Raw genomic sequence first — 15,486 nt, forward strand, 5'->3', positions numbered from 1 at the left:
TTTGTGTTTTGTATTTGCCAAGCCCAAAGTGGCTGTGGCAATACCTCCACTTGATTATATAATTCAAACAATCACAGAAAAAAGATTTTTAGTTCATTCTTTATATTCTGAAAATTATTTAACAGAAAATTTAAGTAGAAAAGAAGTACGAGAAATTACTAAAAACTTAGTCTATTTAACACTAAATCTTCCAAAAGAGAAAGAACCTATAAAATATTTAAAAGCTATTTCTAAAATAGATATTGTAGATGTTTCAAAAGGAATTATTAAAATAGACAATAACCCTTATGTTTGGACTGATCCTTTAAATTTTAGAATAATTGTTTTAAATGTCTATGAAGAAATAATCAAATTAGATACTACTAATCAAGAGATATATTCTAATAATTTAGATAAATTACTTAGTGAAATTGATGAGATTTTTTTAAATACAAAAAAAGATATTTTTACTTTAGAAAATTATAATTTATATGTTTTTGATGAATTTTGGGAATATTATGCAAAAAGGTATAGATTAAATTTTTTTAAAAGAGATAAAACATATTTTGATGCAAAACAGATATATGAAACAATACTTTTTACAAGAGAAAAATCAATAAAAAAACTTTTAATTGATCCAAATGATGAACAAAAGCTAATAACTTTTTTTACTTCAAATTCAGAAACTACTGCTATTAAAAATAATATTTTCACAAGAAATTGGGAAGCAAATATAAATCAACTAACAAAAGATATAATAGAAAAATAATTTTTATTTATATTTTATACAATTGTATATTTCATATACATATTAACTAAACATTTTATTCTTTAAAAGATATATAATTTTTATATGTAATTTAGGGGAGAAACTATGTCAGAGCTAATTAATTATAAAGGTATAAATGTAAAAAAAGAGTTGTATTCTATAATCAAATATATAGAAGATGTGGATAAATATAGAGAAGAACTTGGTAGACTTAGTTCTTCTTGGGATATTTTTGCTCTTTTAGGACAACTTGGAGATATTAATATTGATATTGGTAAAACTAAAGAAAACTTTTTAAATCTTACTTCAACACTATTAAATCATTTAAGTGAACAAACTATTAAAAAAGTAACTCAAGAGATGAATTTTAAAGCTCAAGTTGCTATTGATATAGTAATTAGAAATCTTTTTGAAAGAACAGCTGATATTGGATTTTTAGCAACTGATGATGATATTAGAACTTTTATTGAAAATTATGTTTCTGATTATAATAATGAAAGTATTGAGCTTAAGCATGAAATACAAAAAAGATTTAAAGAGTATGTTGCAAAATATTCTGTATATTTTGATATTGTTTTAGCAAATACAAAAGGCAAAATATTAGTAAGATTAAATGAAGATACAAAAATAGAAAAAATTGACAATGATTTTATAAGTGAAGTTTTAAATACTACACAAGAGTATGTGGAAACATATAAATATCATGAATTCCTTCCCAAATATAAAAAATCATTAGTTTATTCATATAAAGTAACAAAGACTAATTCTTCTGAGTCTGAAAATTTAGGAGTATTGTGTCTTTGCTTTAGATTTCAAGATGAGATGAAAGGTATTTTTAATAATTTAGTAGATACTAAAAATAAAGAATCAATTACAATTTTAGATGAAGAAGGGTGTGTTATTGCATCTAGTGATAGAGCACATATACCTTTAGGTGCAAAATTACCAATTGTTTTAAATGATGAGTATAAGATTATCTCTTTTGCTGGTAGGGATTATATTGCAAAAACTTGTAAAACAAAAGGTTATCAAGGCTTTAAAGGGTTAAATTGGTATGGTCATATTATGATTCCTTTAGAGTATGCTTTTTTAAGTGATGCTTTAAATTCTAAAAAAATTGATGAAAAAATAATAGAATCAATGATGGAAAATGAGCAACATTTTTCAAAAGAGCTTCAAGAGGTATTTAATAAAAGTAAAACTATTCAAGATAACTTAAGTAGAGTTATTTGGAATGGAAATATCTCTCAAAGTAAATTAAACTCTACAAATAGAGAGTTTTCAAAATCTCTTTTAAATGAAATTGGAATTACAGGGGTAAAAGCAAACTCCTCTTTAAGTAATTTAAATCAAACAATTATAAGTTCAATTTTAAAAGATAGTGAGTTTTTATCTTCCCTTGCTATTGATATTATGGATAGAAACTTATATGAAAGAGCAAATGATTGTAGATGGTGGGCTTTAACTTCTTATTTTAAAGAAGCTTTAGAAGATTTAAATTCAATTGCTTATAAAAAAGATGAAATAAGTGCTATTTTAAAATATATAAATGATTTATATACAGTTTATACAAATCTTTTAATTTTTGATAAAGAGGGAAGAGTTGTAGCTGTTTCAAATAAAAATGAAGAGTATTTAGTAGGAAAAGTTTTAACTCAAGATTGGGTTGGTAAAACTTTAAATTTAAAGGATACTTCAAAATATTGTGTATCAAAATTTGAAAAAACAAACCTTTATAAAAATGAATCAACATATATTTATTGTAGTGCTATTAGATCAATTTCCAATGAAAAAGAAGTAAATGGAGGAATTGCAATAGTTTTTGATTCTACTTTTCAGTTTAATGCAATGTTAGATGAAACTTTACCAAGGGATAATAAAGGTGAAAAAATTGATGGAATTTTTGCACTATTTACAAATAGGGATAAAAGTGTAATTTCTTCAACAAATAGTAAATATGCAGTTGAATCAATTTTGGATATTGATGATAAGTTTTTTACTTTACCTAAGGCTCAACAATTAAGTGAGATTATTGAGTTTGATGGTAAATATTATGCAGTTGCTGTTAAGTGTTCTAATGGATATAGGGAATATAAAAGTATAATTGATGATTATAAAAATGATGTTTTATGTTTTGTATTTATATATATTGGTGAAGTAAATATTAAATCAAAATCAAAATATAAAGTAAAAGATAAATTTGCAGTCTCTTCTAAAAAAAGTCTTACAAATGATAGTGTAGATTTGGCAACTTTTTATTTGGGGAATAAATTTTTAGCAGTTGAGGCTAAAAATGTAATTCAATCAATAGGTGTTGATAAACTTGAAGCTTCAATTGAGATGGATAAAAAGAATCATTTTAAAGGTATGGTTTTATATAAAGATAAACTAATTTCTGTTTTAGATATTCGAGATTTTATAAAAGAAGATATAAAAGATGAAGAATTAACAAATATTATTCTTTTTGAATATGATAAAGATAATGTAGAACATTGTATAGGAATATTAGTTTCTTCTTTAGAAAATATAAGTGTTGTTGAAAAAAATTCTATTCAGCATATTCAAAGTCACTTTTTGGGTTCTGGAACATTAATTGAAAGTTTAGTAGATATTAATGAATTTGGAGATTCAAAAGTTGCGATGATTTTAGATATTAAAAAAATAGATGATAATTTAACTAAAAAAGATATAAGCTAATTTAAAATTTATATATTAAGTTAAAAGAGATTTGGGCAAAATACGAAAAAAGTATAAGGCTTAATATATATATGAACAAAAATGAATTTTTACCAACAACAAAAGCTGAAATGAAAAAACGTGGTTGGGATGAACTAGATGTTGTACTAATTTCAGGAGATGCTTATATTGATTCACCTTTTATGGGAATTGCCGTAGTTGGAAGAATCTTAGAAAGTATAGGCTTAAGAGTTGGAATTATTGGACAGCCTGATATAAACTCAGATATTGATATAAAAAGACTTGGTGAACCAAAACTATTTTGGGGAGTTAGTGGTGGAAGTATTGACTCTATGGTGTCAAACTATACTGCCACTAAGAAATTTAGAAATAGTGATGATTATACGCCAGGTGGAAAAAATAATAAAAGACCAGATAGAGCTACAATTGCATATACAAACTTAATTAGAAGATACTATAAAGATACAGTTCCTATTGTTTTAGGTGGTATTGAAGCAAGTTTAAGAAGACTTACTCATTATGATTATTGGACAAATAAACTAAGAAAGCCAATTTTATTTGATACTAAAGCTGATTATATGATTTATGGTATGGGTGAACAAGCAATTATTGATTTGGGTAATTATTTAAAAGAGGGCAAAGACCCAAGGACAATTAGAGGGCTTTGTTATATTTCAAAAGAGCCTGTAACTGAATATTTACAAATTCCAAGCCATGAAGAGTGCCTAAAAGAAAAAGAGAAATATATAGACCTTTTCAAAGTATTTTATGATAACAATGACCCAGTTTATTCAAAAGGCTTATGTCAAAAAATTGATTCAAGATATTTAATTCAAAATCCTCCAAGTGATTATTTAGATGAAGAAGAGATGGATAAAATTGCAGCTTTTCCTTATCAAAGAGATTTGCATCCTTATCATAAAAAAGATGGAAATGTTAAATGTTTGGAAACAATTAAATTTTCAATTATGACTCACCATGGATGTTGGGGAGAGTGTAACTTCTGTGCAATTGCCGTGCATCAAGGAAGAACAATTAGAACAAGAAGTGAAAAAAATATTATTCAAGAAGCAAAACATTTTACAACAATGAAAGATTTTAAAGGAATTATCTCTGATGTTGGTGGTCCAACTGCAAATATGTATGGATATGAGTGTAAGAAAAAATTAAAAAAAGGTACTTGTATAGATAATTATAGATGTGTTGATGACCAAAGACTTTGTAAAGCAATGAAGGTTGATCATAGTAGAAATATAAAATTATTAAGAGATATTAGAACAGTACCTGGAGTTAAAAAAGCCTTTGTTGCTTCTGGTGTTAGATATGATTTAATAACTGCTGATAAAAAAAATGGATATGAGTATTTAAAAGAGATGGTAAATCATCATATTTCTGGACAAATGAAAGTTGCACCTGAACATACAAGTGATGAGGTTTTATATCATATGGGAAAACCTGGAAAACAAACACTTATTGATTTTAAAAGAATGTATGATAAGTTAAATAAAGAATCTGGAAAAAAACAGTTTTTAACATATTACTTAATTGCTGCACATCCTGGCTGTGAAGAGAAACATATGCATGAATTAAAGCAGTTTACAACAAATGAATTAAAAATGAATCCAGAACAAGCGCAAGTATTTACTCCCACACCTGGAACTTACTCTTCTGTGATGTATTATACTGAAATGGATCCATTTACAAAGAAAAAAATCTTTGTTGAAAAAGATACTTTAAGAAAAGAAAGACAAAAAGAGATAGTTATTAAAAAAAGGACTTTTGATAAAAAAGGTAAAAATTACTCATACGGTATGCAAGGTTAAATGATACTCAACTTATATAAGTTGCTTTTTGATATAATACGCCAACTTTGAATACGTTTATAAAAATTGATAAGGGAAACATTTATGAAAAAACTTTTTTTAATTATTGGTGCGCCAGGAAGTGGTAAAACAACTGATGCTGAGTTAATTGCTCAAAAACACGAAAATATTACTCATTATTCAACAGGGGATATGTTTAGAGCTGAAGTAGCAAGTGGAAGTGATAGAGGAAAATTAATTGATTCTTATGTATCAAAAGGAAACCTAGTTCCAATTGATATTGTTATTGAGACAATTGTAGGTGCAATTAAAAAAGCTCCAACTGATGTGGTTGTTATTGATGGTTATCCAAGAAGTGGTGAGCAAATGACTGAATTAGATAAATACTTAGAAAATGAAACAGAAGTGGAACTTGTAAATACTATTGAAGTTGAAGTTTCTGAAGAAGTTGCAAGAGATAGAGTTTTAGGAAGAGCAAGAGGTGCTGATGATAATGTTGAAGTATTCAACAATAGAATGAAAGTTTATACTGAACCTTTAGCACAAATCCAAGAGTTTTATGAAGCAAAAGGATTATTAAAGAAAATCAATGGTGAAAGAACTATTGAAGAAATTGTAGATGAAATGGATAACTTTATTCAATCAAGAATCTAATTTAAAGTAGTTATATGCAAAGTGAAGAGCTAATTAATTTTTATAGTGTAATAATTGGTACGGAACTTTTAAATGGGCGTCGAAAAGACGCTCATTTTTCTTTTTTAAATCAAGAACTTCTAAAAAGAGGGTGGAGACATAAAGCCTCTTTTATTATAGAAGATGACCCTTCTTTAATGGAAAATATTTATAATCTTATAAAAGCTGATAAATACTCTGTAATGTTTAGTTATGGGGGTATTGGTTCAACACCTGATGATTTAACAAGACAAGTGGCAGCAAAAGTATTTACCAATGGAGAAATGCAATTTCAGCAAGAGGCAAAAAAACTTATTGAAGAGCAATTTAAAGAAGAAGCTTATCCCCATAGAATAAATATGTCTTATCTTCCAATAAATGCAAAACTATTAGATAATGTAGTAAATAATGTACCTGGATTTTATTTAGAAAATAGATTTTTCTTTACGCCTGGCTTTCCTTCTATGAGTCAAGCAATGGTTATGCAAGCATTAGATACTTATTACGCTAAAAATAGTGTTATAAAATATAGACTTTCTTTAACTGCAACATGTGGAGAAAGCACTTTAATAGATATAATGAAGAAAGTTGATAGTAATGTTGAATTATCTTCTTTACCTAAATTTGTTGATGGAGTTAGAAAAACAGTTATTTCTTTAAACTCTGTGGATAAAAATAAAGTTGAATCTAATTTTTCAATGTTTAAAGAGTATTTAGATAAAAATCAAATAGAGTATGTTTTAAAAGATATTAGTATTTAATTTGGCTTTGTATAAAAATTAAATTTAAAACTTTTATCTTCAGGATATTTAGCTAGATTAAAATCTTCATATACTTTTTTACATAACGGATGATTTTTTTTCATCCCTTCTGTTGCAAAAACATTTGCTCTTCCAAAATTTGGGAAAACCCCTTTCCCACTTGCATACATAAAAGCTAAATTACAATGTGCTTCTGTATATCCTTGTTTTGAGGCTGCTTCAAAATATTTAACTGCAAGTTTATAATCTTTTTCAATGGCAATTCCATTTAATAAAAACTTCCCTATCATATTTTGTGCAGCAGCATAATCAGCTTGACTTAATTCTAAAAAAATATTATATGCTTTTGTCAGATTAAAATAAGGTGAATTTCTATTTAAATATAGTTTTGCTAAATAATATGCTGATTTTTTATCTTTTAAAGTTGCTGCTTTTAAAAGTAAATCATGAGCAGCTTCTGTATTTTGTTGTATTTCTATACCTTTTAAATGTATCATTGCTAATCTAAAAATGGCTTTTGTATTCTCTTGTCTTGCCAATTGTTTATAATAACTTAAAGCTTTTAATGTTCCTTCTTTTTTCTCTAAACTTTCCACTTCTTCATAAGTTAAAGCAAAAGAAAAACTAAAAACTAGCGATACAAATAGTAGGTATTTTATCATTTTATCTCTTTTTTTATATGGGGTTTTAAAGCTGTTACAATTTCATAAGAAATAGTATTATGTATTTTAGCTAAATTTTTTGCATCATCAAATAAACAAACTTCTTCATCATCACTATTTATTGAAAGATTATCCATTGATACTCTACCTAAAACTTCATAACCTTTAGGAGTAATATATTTGTGTGATTCATTTAATCTAAAAAAACCATCACCATATCCCACATCATATGTTGAGACACACATTTCCTCTTTTGCTTCATATGTTCCTCCATAACCAACTTTTTCACCTTTTTTTAAAGTTCTTGTTGCCATTTTTTTTGCCCACAATGATAAAATTGGTTTTAAATCTGGATTAGTAATAATAGTGTCGCTTTCAAGATACCCATAAGTTGCAATACCCACTCTTGCAAAATCATCATCATAATCCTTAAATCTAAATAAAGCAGATGAATTAGCAGAATGAAACTTAGGAAAAGGTAAAAAAAGTTGTTCACATATACTTTTTACTTCTTTTTTTATTTGTCCAAAAATTGCCTTTTGCCAATAAAACTCAGTTGATAAAACATCAGCACTTCTATAGTGTGTGAATAAGCCTGTGAATTTTAAGTTTCTCTTACAAATACCATCAATAGCCTCTTTAAGCTGATTTTTATTTATTCCATTTCTATGCATACCTGTATCAACTTTAAGATGAATATTCCAATTTTGGGGAATTTTTTCAAGTTGTTCAAGTGAGTTTACAGCTATGTGAAAAGTGTGTGAATAAGTGTGAAAAATGTCCTCAGCTAAGATTAAGATTTCGTCAAATAATTTTTCGATTTTGATTGCTTCATCTAGTGTTTGAACAACTGCTTTTTTTATTCCAAATTCATTAGATAATTTTGCAATTTCTAATAAACCATGTCCATAAGCATTGTCTTTTAACACTATTGCAACTTTTTCTTTTCCTTTTGCTTGTTTTGAAATAATTTCCAAATTATGAAATAAATTTGTTTTGTTAATTACAATCTTTCCCAAAATATTAACCCTCTAAATTGTTAAAATAATTTAATAGTATTCTTGCATCTTTCTCATTTAGAACATTTTTTAGTTCTTCAAAAGTTGCATTTTTAATTTTTTCAAATTCACCAAAATATAATAAAAGCTTTTTAATCTTAGCTTCACCTATACCTTTAATTTGTAATAGTGAAATTTTACTATCTTCTTTTCTTTTTTGTTTCTTATGAAAACTAATTGCAAACCTATGTGCTTCATCTCTTAATCTTTGAATAAATTGTAATCTTTTATCACTTGGAAGTAAATCTACTCTTTTTATTTCATTATTAAGTTCATAAAACACTATATCTTTTGCACTACCTTTTGCTCTATGAGCTTTAAAATCCAATTTCTCTTTAGCTATTGCTATAATATTTAAATTTACTCCAATAGAGTTTCTAATATCAATTGCAAGTTTTAATAAAGTCTCTCCTCCATCTATTACCCATAAATCAGGTGCAGGATTTTTTTCAAAGCTTTCACTTCTTCTAATTAATGTCTCTTTCATTTGAGCGTACTCATCTTTTGCTTCTAGATTATAGTGTCTATAATCTTTTTTTACAAATTTTTCTTCCCATGTGACCATTGCTCCAACAGTTGCTTGTCCCATCATATGAGAGTTATCAAAACATTCAAATCTATTTGGAGTAGTATTTAAAGAAAATAACTCTTTTAACTCTTCATATATTGTAGTTGTATTTACTTTTTGAAGCCTTAATAGCTCTTCACAGTTATTTAAAGCAATTTGAATAATTTGTGTTTTTTTACCTCTTTTAGGGTAAATAATAGGAATGTTTTTTTCAAATCTCTCTTTTAAAAACTCTTCTATTTCTTCTAAATCTTCAGTTATTTCATTTGCAACAATAATCTCTTTTGGAAGTAGGGGAATTTCATTATCATAATAGTTAATAATTGCTCGTTTATAGGCTTCATTTATATCTATTTCAAGTTCACCTTGATTTATTTTTAAATAATCATGATTACTTGAAGCTAATTTCCCATCTCTAAAGAACATTCTAACAACTACTGCTTTTTCTTTTGAAACTTTAATAGCAAAAAGGTCTAAATCTTCTTTTGTTGCTAAATCCATACCTGTTTGAATTTGAGATTTTTCTATTGTTTTAATTCTATCTCTTAATTTCATAGCTTCTTCAAATCTAAACTCTTCTGAATATTGCAACATTTTTTCATTTAATTTTTTTACAATTTTTGATTTATTATAAATATATTCTAAAGCTTCTTGTATTAGTTTTGCATAATCTTCTTTTGAAATTTTACCAATACAAGGAGCATGACATTTATTTATTTGATGAAATAAACAGGCTTCTTTTCCTTTTATACAAGATTTTTTTTGAACTAAAGGTATGATTTCATATATACTATCAAGCATATCTCTAGCCCCTGTTGAGTAAGGACCAAAGTATTTAATATTTTTATCTTTTAAAACTTTTCTAGTAATTTCTAGTCTTGGAAAATCTTCTTTATAATCAATTACTATATAAGGATAAGTCTTATCATCTCTTAATAAGATATTATATTTTGGTTTTAATTGTTTAATAAGTGAATTTTCAAGTATAAGTGCATCATGTTCATTTGGTACTACAATCCATTCTAAGGATTTTACTTCACTAATCATTTTAAAAATTCTAGGGCTTAATTTATCAGCTGGTGCTAAAGTAGGAGTAAATTTAAAATAGGATTTTACTCTATTTTTAAGCACTTTAGCTTTTCCTATATATAATAAATGTCCCTCTTTATCAAAGTATTGATATACCCCAGCATTATTTGGTAATTCTTTTAGTTTTTCTTCTAGATTCATTTTGGAATTTTATCTAAAAATACTTTTATTTCTTGTTTATGATAGTTGAAAATTTTAAGAATTATTTTTATAATTTTTCTTTTTTTAATTGATATACAAACTATCTATATATAGCTATATAGATAATTTATTTTAATGAAAGTTAATATAATAAGGTTTAACCATTATTTTTTGTGTTCCCACAGGTTCTAAGCCCATTATTTGTTTAGGTGTCATTAATGGTTTTTTATCATTGTTATAAAAAATTTTAAACCCCCCAATAGCTTTATTTGTTTGAGAATTTGCATATAAGCTATTATAGATTTTTACTTTTACTTCACCTTTACCATGTCCATCAATATTATAAATTAGATTGATATTATCATAGTTTTGTACAGCTTCTTTATCTCTTAACATTCTTTCATGAAACATATGAACAATAAGATTCTTCTTTTCAAGTATATTATTTTGTTTTAAATAGTTACTAATTAACTCTTGTGCTTCATTTAACTCATTACCATAAATATGCCCAATATATTTCCCCGGAGGGTATTTTCTATGTTTTGGAATTTTAAATTCAGGATCAATTGCTAAATGTACATTTTCATATTTTAAATATTTTAATACAGGTTTTATTGCTTCTGCTGGAGTGTATGTTCCAAGTTGTAAGTCGATAATTACAGAAAAGCCTTCTTTTTTTGCTCTATTAATATATTTCATTACACTTTCTTCACTCATTCCTAACAGATAATCATTTCTTCTTCCTGCATCTTTTGTTGCAAGTGAGTGTATAATATGAAAAGCAAGTTCAATATCAAAATTATTTTCTAATTCTTTATTGAAATACTTCTCTTTTTGCTTCATTTTATTAATTACTTCATCAATATTACTTTCACCTAAAATTCCCAGTGAAGCAGCATTTGGTCTTCCATAGTAGCCAATTAATAGTTTGTCTTTTTTTGAGTAATCTGTAATCTCTTTTAAATCTTTTGTAGTAGTTGTAGCATTAAGGCTATTATTTAAAATTGTAAAAAATATAGTAATAAAAATTAGTTTCTTCATATTGTCAATTTATTCCAAAAAGTTATTTAACTTTAAAAGTATAATATAATAATTTGAAAGAAAATTTAAATTTTCTAAAATAGACACAAATATAAAGAAATAGGAGACAAATGCCAGGAAGAGTTTCAATATATAATGATATTTTATTTAAAAAAGATGCCAAAGAATTTATTAGAAATGATTTAATACAAAAACTTAACTCAAATTATAATATTGCACCTACTATGCCAATACCAACACTTTTAAATGATGGTACATATTTATATACACATTTTGGATTTTTACCTTCTTGGGCTAGGGAAAAAAGTTCTATGAATATAAATGCTAGAAGTGAAAGTATTTTTGAAAAAATTACTTTTAGAGAGGCTTTTAAATTTAGAAGGTGTATTATCCCTATAAATGGTTTCTTTGAATGGAAAAAAGAAGAAAAAATACCTTATTATGTAAGCTCATTAAAAAGTGATTATTTGGCATTGGCAGGAATTTGGGATGAGTGGTTTGATAAAAAATTAAATCAAAAAATTATTACAGTTGCATTAATTACTTGTGAGGCAAATGAGAAACTAGCACCAATTCATCATCGAATGCCAATAGTTTTAGAAAAAGAAGAGTTTTCTTTATGGTTAAATTCTTCAAATTTACAAGAGGTTATAAAACTTTTTAAAGTCTATAAAAGTGAAAATACAAACATCTATGAAGTATCTACTAATGTAAATAAGGTTTTATATAATCAAAAAGATTGTATTAAAGAGATAAAAAAGAACACTATTGGACAACTTTCTCTTTTTTAAACCAAAGTTTACAAAGAAGTTTATAAATAAGTTTGTATAAAGCTAGTTTTTTTAAATGTTCTTTTTCTAAATTTTTAAAGTATAAGTTTAAAAGATATATTTGTTTCTTCTTTGATAGTTTAAACTCTACACAAAGAGAAGCTAAATCAAAAAATATATCATCAAGTCTTGCATATTCCCAATCAATAAATATAACTTTTTTTCTTTGAAAAATAATATTTTTGGGATTTAAATCATGATGACACAAACTTTCCCAAAAAGTGTATTTTTTTAGTTTTTTTATCTGCTTTTTTGCCTTTAAAATTTGTTTATTTGTTTTTTTATCTTTTAAAAAAAGTCTATAGTTCTCAAAAATATTTGCTAAATTTTTTAAATTGTAAGAGCTTTTTTTTATAGAAATTTGATGAAGCTTTTTAATACTTTTAATAAGTAGTTTTAAATCAGCTTTTTTTAGTTTTGTTTTATGTTTGCCTTTTATATATTTATAAATTAGATAATTGTTCTTTTCAAAATAGTAAGGTTTTGCACTAATGTTTTTTAAAAAAGCTTTTTTTTGTATTTTATATTCAAGTTCTCTATTTAAATTATCTTTTGAATTAAAAATTCTAAGTACATAGTTTTTTTTTGAAGTTTTTATTAAATAGTTTATATTATTATACCCTTGATTTTTTAGTAAAGAAAAACTTTTTATTTTTTTATTTTGAAAAAAAGGAAGATTTTCTATTTCAATTATTTGCATAAACTTTTTTCCAGTTAATATAAGCTATAAAAGCTAAGATAGTATAAAAAATAAATAATATAGAAGTTATATAAAAACCTTTATTTATATAAATATAAACTGAAATAGTATCAATTACTATCCAATATAACCAATTTTCAAGAATTTTTTTAGCTAATAAAAAAGTGGAGAAAATCGCAAAAACAGTAGTAAAAGTATCCAAATAAGCGTATTGAGCTTGTGTATAATTATCCATTATATAACCTAAAATAATACTCAAAAAAGTAAGTATTAAAATAGAATTTAGATTTGTTTTTAATGAAAGCTTTGAAATTTCTAAATTCTTTTTTTCTATTAGTTTATTTGTATATTTCCAAGAATACCAGCCATAAATAGACATAAGCAAATAGTATAAATTTAAAAAAGAATCCATTAAAAGAAGTGCATCATAAAATAAAATAGTATAAATTAAGGTACTGAAAAATCCCGCAACCCAGCACCAAATATTTTGTTTAATTGCTAAAAGTAGATATAAAATTGATAAAGTCATAGCAAAAGCTTCCCAAAATGTTACTATTTTTAGTGAATCTAAAACTATATTTATAAAATTTTCTATACTTAATCCTTTTGTAAAAGTGGAAATATATCCAAACCTAGATAAAATTACATAGTTGTAAGTGCTATATTAGTACCTTACAATTTTAAAATAATTTATAGGAAAAAAATGAGCATAGTAAAGCAGACAGTTTATATTGCAAATCAATCAAAGCAGAATGATTTAAAAAAACTACTATTTACTCATCTTTTAAATATTAAAAAATTTAATGGATGTCTAAATTATGAAGTTTACGAAGCTGATGATGATGAACTAGAGTTTTTAGTTTATGAAGAGTGGGCTAGTGAAGAAGCAATTGCAAATTACAAACACAGTCAAGAGTATGAAAAATTTATGGGGTTAAAAAAGGTATTAGTAAGAAGAGAAGAAATCCTTCCAAGCTTTTAAAAGGAAAAAATTGTTAGATAAAAAGCAACTACTACAAGAAATAGAAACTACATATAAAAATCATAAAAAAATAAAAGAGATATTAAAAGATTTTGAATATGGAATTAATTTAAATAATTGGGCTTACCAATTTACAAAAGAAGATTTTGGTAAAAATATAGAACTTTCAAGAAAACTTTTTCATTTTACTTTATCAAATGCCTCAGAGTTTAGAGATTATATAGACTTTGCAAAGTATATTAGTAAAAATGATGGATTATCTGATAATGAATTAGCAAAAGAGGCATATAAATTGGCTCTAAGTAAAGTAACACTATTAAGAGATTTAAGAAATTTAGCAGATATTTTAGCTTTAAAAAAGGACTCTTTTTATGATAAAGATATGGCTAAAGAAGTATATAAAGAAGCACTTTTGAAAACTACTTCACCTTATGATTATTTATGTATTGCAGAATCTTTATGTAATAAAGATATGTTAAATGATAAAGTTTGGGCAAAAGAAGTATATAAACTTGCAATAAAGGCTAGTTCTAATAGTGATGATTTAGAAGCAATTGCTCAATCTGTAGCTTTAGAAGAGAATTTAAATGATGAAGAGTGGTCAAATAAAATCTTTTCAATGAATATTTAAATTAAAAAGGATTTGTTTTCTCTATGATAATATCATCATGAGTTACAAATCTATCACATCTTTTACCTTGTAGATTTTTACAAATATTTTCCCATTTTAAAGTATGTCCTGCATTTTCATTTGAAAAATCACCCAATAAAAACATTATTGCATGGGCATATTCATGGGGTAAAGTATCTTCTATCATATATTCAAGATTTTCTTTAAATCTATTTTTATTTAGATATATTGCAACATCTTTTTTATTGAAAATTGCCATTCCAAAAAGATTATTTTTCATTTTATCTGAGATTATAATAGGTATATTATATGTAATATTGTAGTTTTTGTAAGCTAGTGCTTTTAACTCTCTTGTTTTTGCTTCAATTTTTTTTATTATTTTTTCATCTAAGGCAGAGTTGTTAAATTTATAATCTTTATACCATAAATAAATTAGAAAAAAAGCACTAATTATAGTGATAAATAAAAAAATATTTGATATTTTTTTTATTTCCACTTTTTAACCTACATATTTTAATAAAACATCTTTATAATGATTTAATTCTTGCATTAAGGTATCATCACTATTATTTATATCAGGATGATATTTTTTTGCAAGTTCTTTATATCTTTTTTTAACTTCTTCTTTAGTAGGATTATGTGTAAATCCAAAAAACTCTTTTGCTTTTTCTACTTCATTAAAAGTGGGTTTTTGAGCAAATTGTTGGTTGAAACTATTAAAATCAAAATCTTTAAAATCAAAATTTGAATTTTGTCTAAAATCATTTTGAGTATAAGTAAATTTAAAACCATTTGACATTTTTTTTAGTTTTTTATAAACAAAAAAGTATCCCAATAAAAATATTGTTACTAATATTATTAAAAAAGTACCAAAGTTTGTAAAAATAAGATATAAAATAAATAGTAAAATACCAACTCTTAAAAGTTTATTGAAAATATAAATAATTGTATTATTGTTCATAACTGTATTTGTATCCTTAATTTTAAATTTGTAATTATATTATAATCATATAAAATCTTTGTAAAATCTATAAATTATACAAAAAGAAAACTACAAAGCAATAAAAATAAATTATAATTTAA

The 15,486-nt window shown here is 25.0% G+C and carries 16 protein-coding genes; 8 read left to right on the forward strand and 8 right to left on the reverse strand.

Going from position 1 to position 15,486, the window contains the following annotated elements:
- The first annotated feature begins 34 nt into the window (after positions 1 to 34).
- From AMYT_RS04960 to AMYT_RS04980, 5 genes are all read left to right on the forward strand, one after another.
- Positions 35 to 748, forward strand: a complete 714-nt coding sequence (locus tag AMYT_RS04960) for a metal ABC transporter solute-binding protein, Zn/Mn family (protein ID WP_162919471.1) — start codon at positions 35 to 37, stop codon at positions 746 to 748.
- Between the two features lie 105 nt (positions 749 to 853).
- Entirely contained in the window at positions 854 to 3,445 is a 2,592-nt protein-coding gene (locus AMYT_RS04965; protein WP_114841448.1) for a cache domain-containing protein, read from the forward strand.
- Between the two features lie 71 nt (positions 3,446 to 3,516).
- Positions 3,517 to 5,268, forward strand: coding sequence for a YgiQ family radical SAM protein (locus tag AMYT_RS04970; protein WP_114841449.1), 1,752 nt, complete (start codon positions 3,517 to 3,519; stop codon positions 5,266 to 5,268).
- A gap of 84 nt (positions 5,269 to 5,352) precedes the next feature.
- Entirely contained in the window at positions 5,353 to 5,922 is a 570-nt protein-coding gene (locus AMYT_RS04975) for an adenylate kinase (RefSeq protein WP_114841450.1), read from the forward strand.
- 14 nt (positions 5,923 to 5,936) lie between these two features.
- Positions 5,937 to 6,701 (forward strand): competence/damage-inducible protein A, encoded by a 765-nt coding sequence (locus AMYT_RS04980; protein WP_114841451.1) that lies wholly within the window; start codon positions 5,937 to 5,939, stop codon positions 6,699 to 6,701.
- On the opposite strand, the gene AMYT_RS04985 is transcribed toward AMYT_RS04980, so the two are convergent.
- The 4 genes from AMYT_RS04985 to AMYT_RS05000 all read right to left on the reverse strand — a co-directional run bounded on the left by AMYT_RS04985 (position 6,698) and on the right by AMYT_RS05000 (position 11,260).
- Positions 6,698 to 7,363 (reverse strand): tetratricopeptide repeat protein, encoded by a 666-nt coding sequence (locus AMYT_RS04985; protein WP_114841452.1) that lies wholly within the window; start codon positions 7,361 to 7,363, stop codon positions 6,698 to 6,700. The genes AMYT_RS04980 and AMYT_RS04985 overlap by 4 nt on opposite strands.
- Entirely contained in the window at positions 7,360 to 8,382 is a 1,023-nt protein-coding gene (locus AMYT_RS04990) for an alanine racemase (RefSeq protein WP_114841453.1), read from the reverse strand. Before AMYT_RS04990 ends, AMYT_RS04985 begins: the two co-directional genes overlap by 4 nt.
- Positions 8,383 to 8,386: 4 nt before the next feature.
- Entirely contained in the window at positions 8,387 to 10,219 is a 1,833-nt protein-coding gene (gene uvrC, locus AMYT_RS04995; protein ID WP_114841454.1) for an excinuclease ABC subunit UvrC, read from the reverse strand.
- 132 nt (positions 10,220 to 10,351) lie between these two features.
- Positions 10,352 to 11,260: a hypothetical protein gene (locus AMYT_RS05000; RefSeq protein WP_114841455.1), complete on the reverse strand. Its 909-nt coding sequence runs from the start codon at positions 11,258 to 11,260 to the stop codon at positions 10,352 to 10,354.
- 110 nt (positions 11,261 to 11,370) lie between these two features.
- Here AMYT_RS05000 and AMYT_RS05005 point away from each other — a divergent pair, with 110 nt between their 5' ends.
- Positions 11,371 to 12,051: an SOS response-associated peptidase gene (locus AMYT_RS05005; RefSeq protein WP_114841456.1), complete on the forward strand. Its 681-nt coding sequence runs from the start codon at positions 11,371 to 11,373 to the stop codon at positions 12,049 to 12,051.
- Here the strand turns inward: AMYT_RS05005 and AMYT_RS05010 are convergent.
- Positions 12,026 to 12,790, reverse strand: a complete 765-nt coding sequence (locus AMYT_RS05010) for a phosphotransferase (RefSeq protein ID WP_114841457.1) — start codon at positions 12,788 to 12,790, stop codon at positions 12,026 to 12,028. The genes AMYT_RS05005 and AMYT_RS05010 overlap by 26 nt on opposite strands.
- The gene (gene pnuC / locus AMYT_RS05015) at positions 12,777 to 13,433 is read right to left on the reverse strand and encodes a nicotinamide riboside transporter PnuC (protein WP_322934328.1); all 657 of its coding nucleotides are present in this window, start codon (positions 13,431 to 13,433) and stop codon (positions 12,777 to 12,779) included. The genes AMYT_RS05010 and pnuC overlap by 14 nt, the downstream gene beginning before the upstream one ends.
- Before the next feature lie 60 nt (positions 13,434 to 13,493).
- Between pnuC and AMYT_RS05020 the strand changes: the two genes are divergently transcribed.
- Both AMYT_RS05020 and AMYT_RS05025 read left to right on the forward strand, forming a co-directional pair.
- Positions 13,494 to 13,772 (forward strand): putative quinol monooxygenase, encoded by a 279-nt coding sequence (locus AMYT_RS05020; RefSeq protein WP_114841459.1) that lies wholly within the window; start codon positions 13,494 to 13,496, stop codon positions 13,770 to 13,772.
- Between the two features lie 10 nt (positions 13,773 to 13,782).
- Positions 13,783 to 14,403 (forward strand): hypothetical protein, encoded by a 621-nt coding sequence (locus AMYT_RS05025; RefSeq protein ID WP_114841460.1) that lies wholly within the window; start codon positions 13,783 to 13,785, stop codon positions 14,401 to 14,403.
- Between the two features lies 1 nt (position 14,404).
- Here the strand turns inward: AMYT_RS05025 and AMYT_RS05030 are convergent, their stop codons facing one another.
- Positions 14,405 to 14,899 carry a SprT-like domain-containing protein gene (locus tag AMYT_RS05030; protein WP_114841461.1) on the reverse strand — a complete coding sequence of 165 codons (495 nt, stop codon included), beginning with the start codon at positions 14,897 to 14,899 and terminating at the stop codon, positions 14,405 to 14,407.
- Positions 14,900 to 14,902: 3 nt separating this feature from the next.
- Positions 14,903 to 15,364 carry a J domain-containing protein gene (locus tag AMYT_RS05035; RefSeq protein ID WP_114841462.1) on the reverse strand — a complete coding sequence of 154 codons (462 nt, stop codon included), beginning with the start codon at positions 15,362 to 15,364 and terminating at the stop codon, positions 14,903 to 14,905.
- Between the last annotated feature and the right edge of the window lie 122 nt (positions 15,365 to 15,486).

Origin of the sequence: Malaciobacter mytili LMG 24559 (assembly GCF_003346775.1) — a bacterium.
GTDB lineage: Bacteria > Campylobacterota > Campylobacteria > Campylobacterales > Arcobacteraceae > Malaciobacter > Malaciobacter mytili.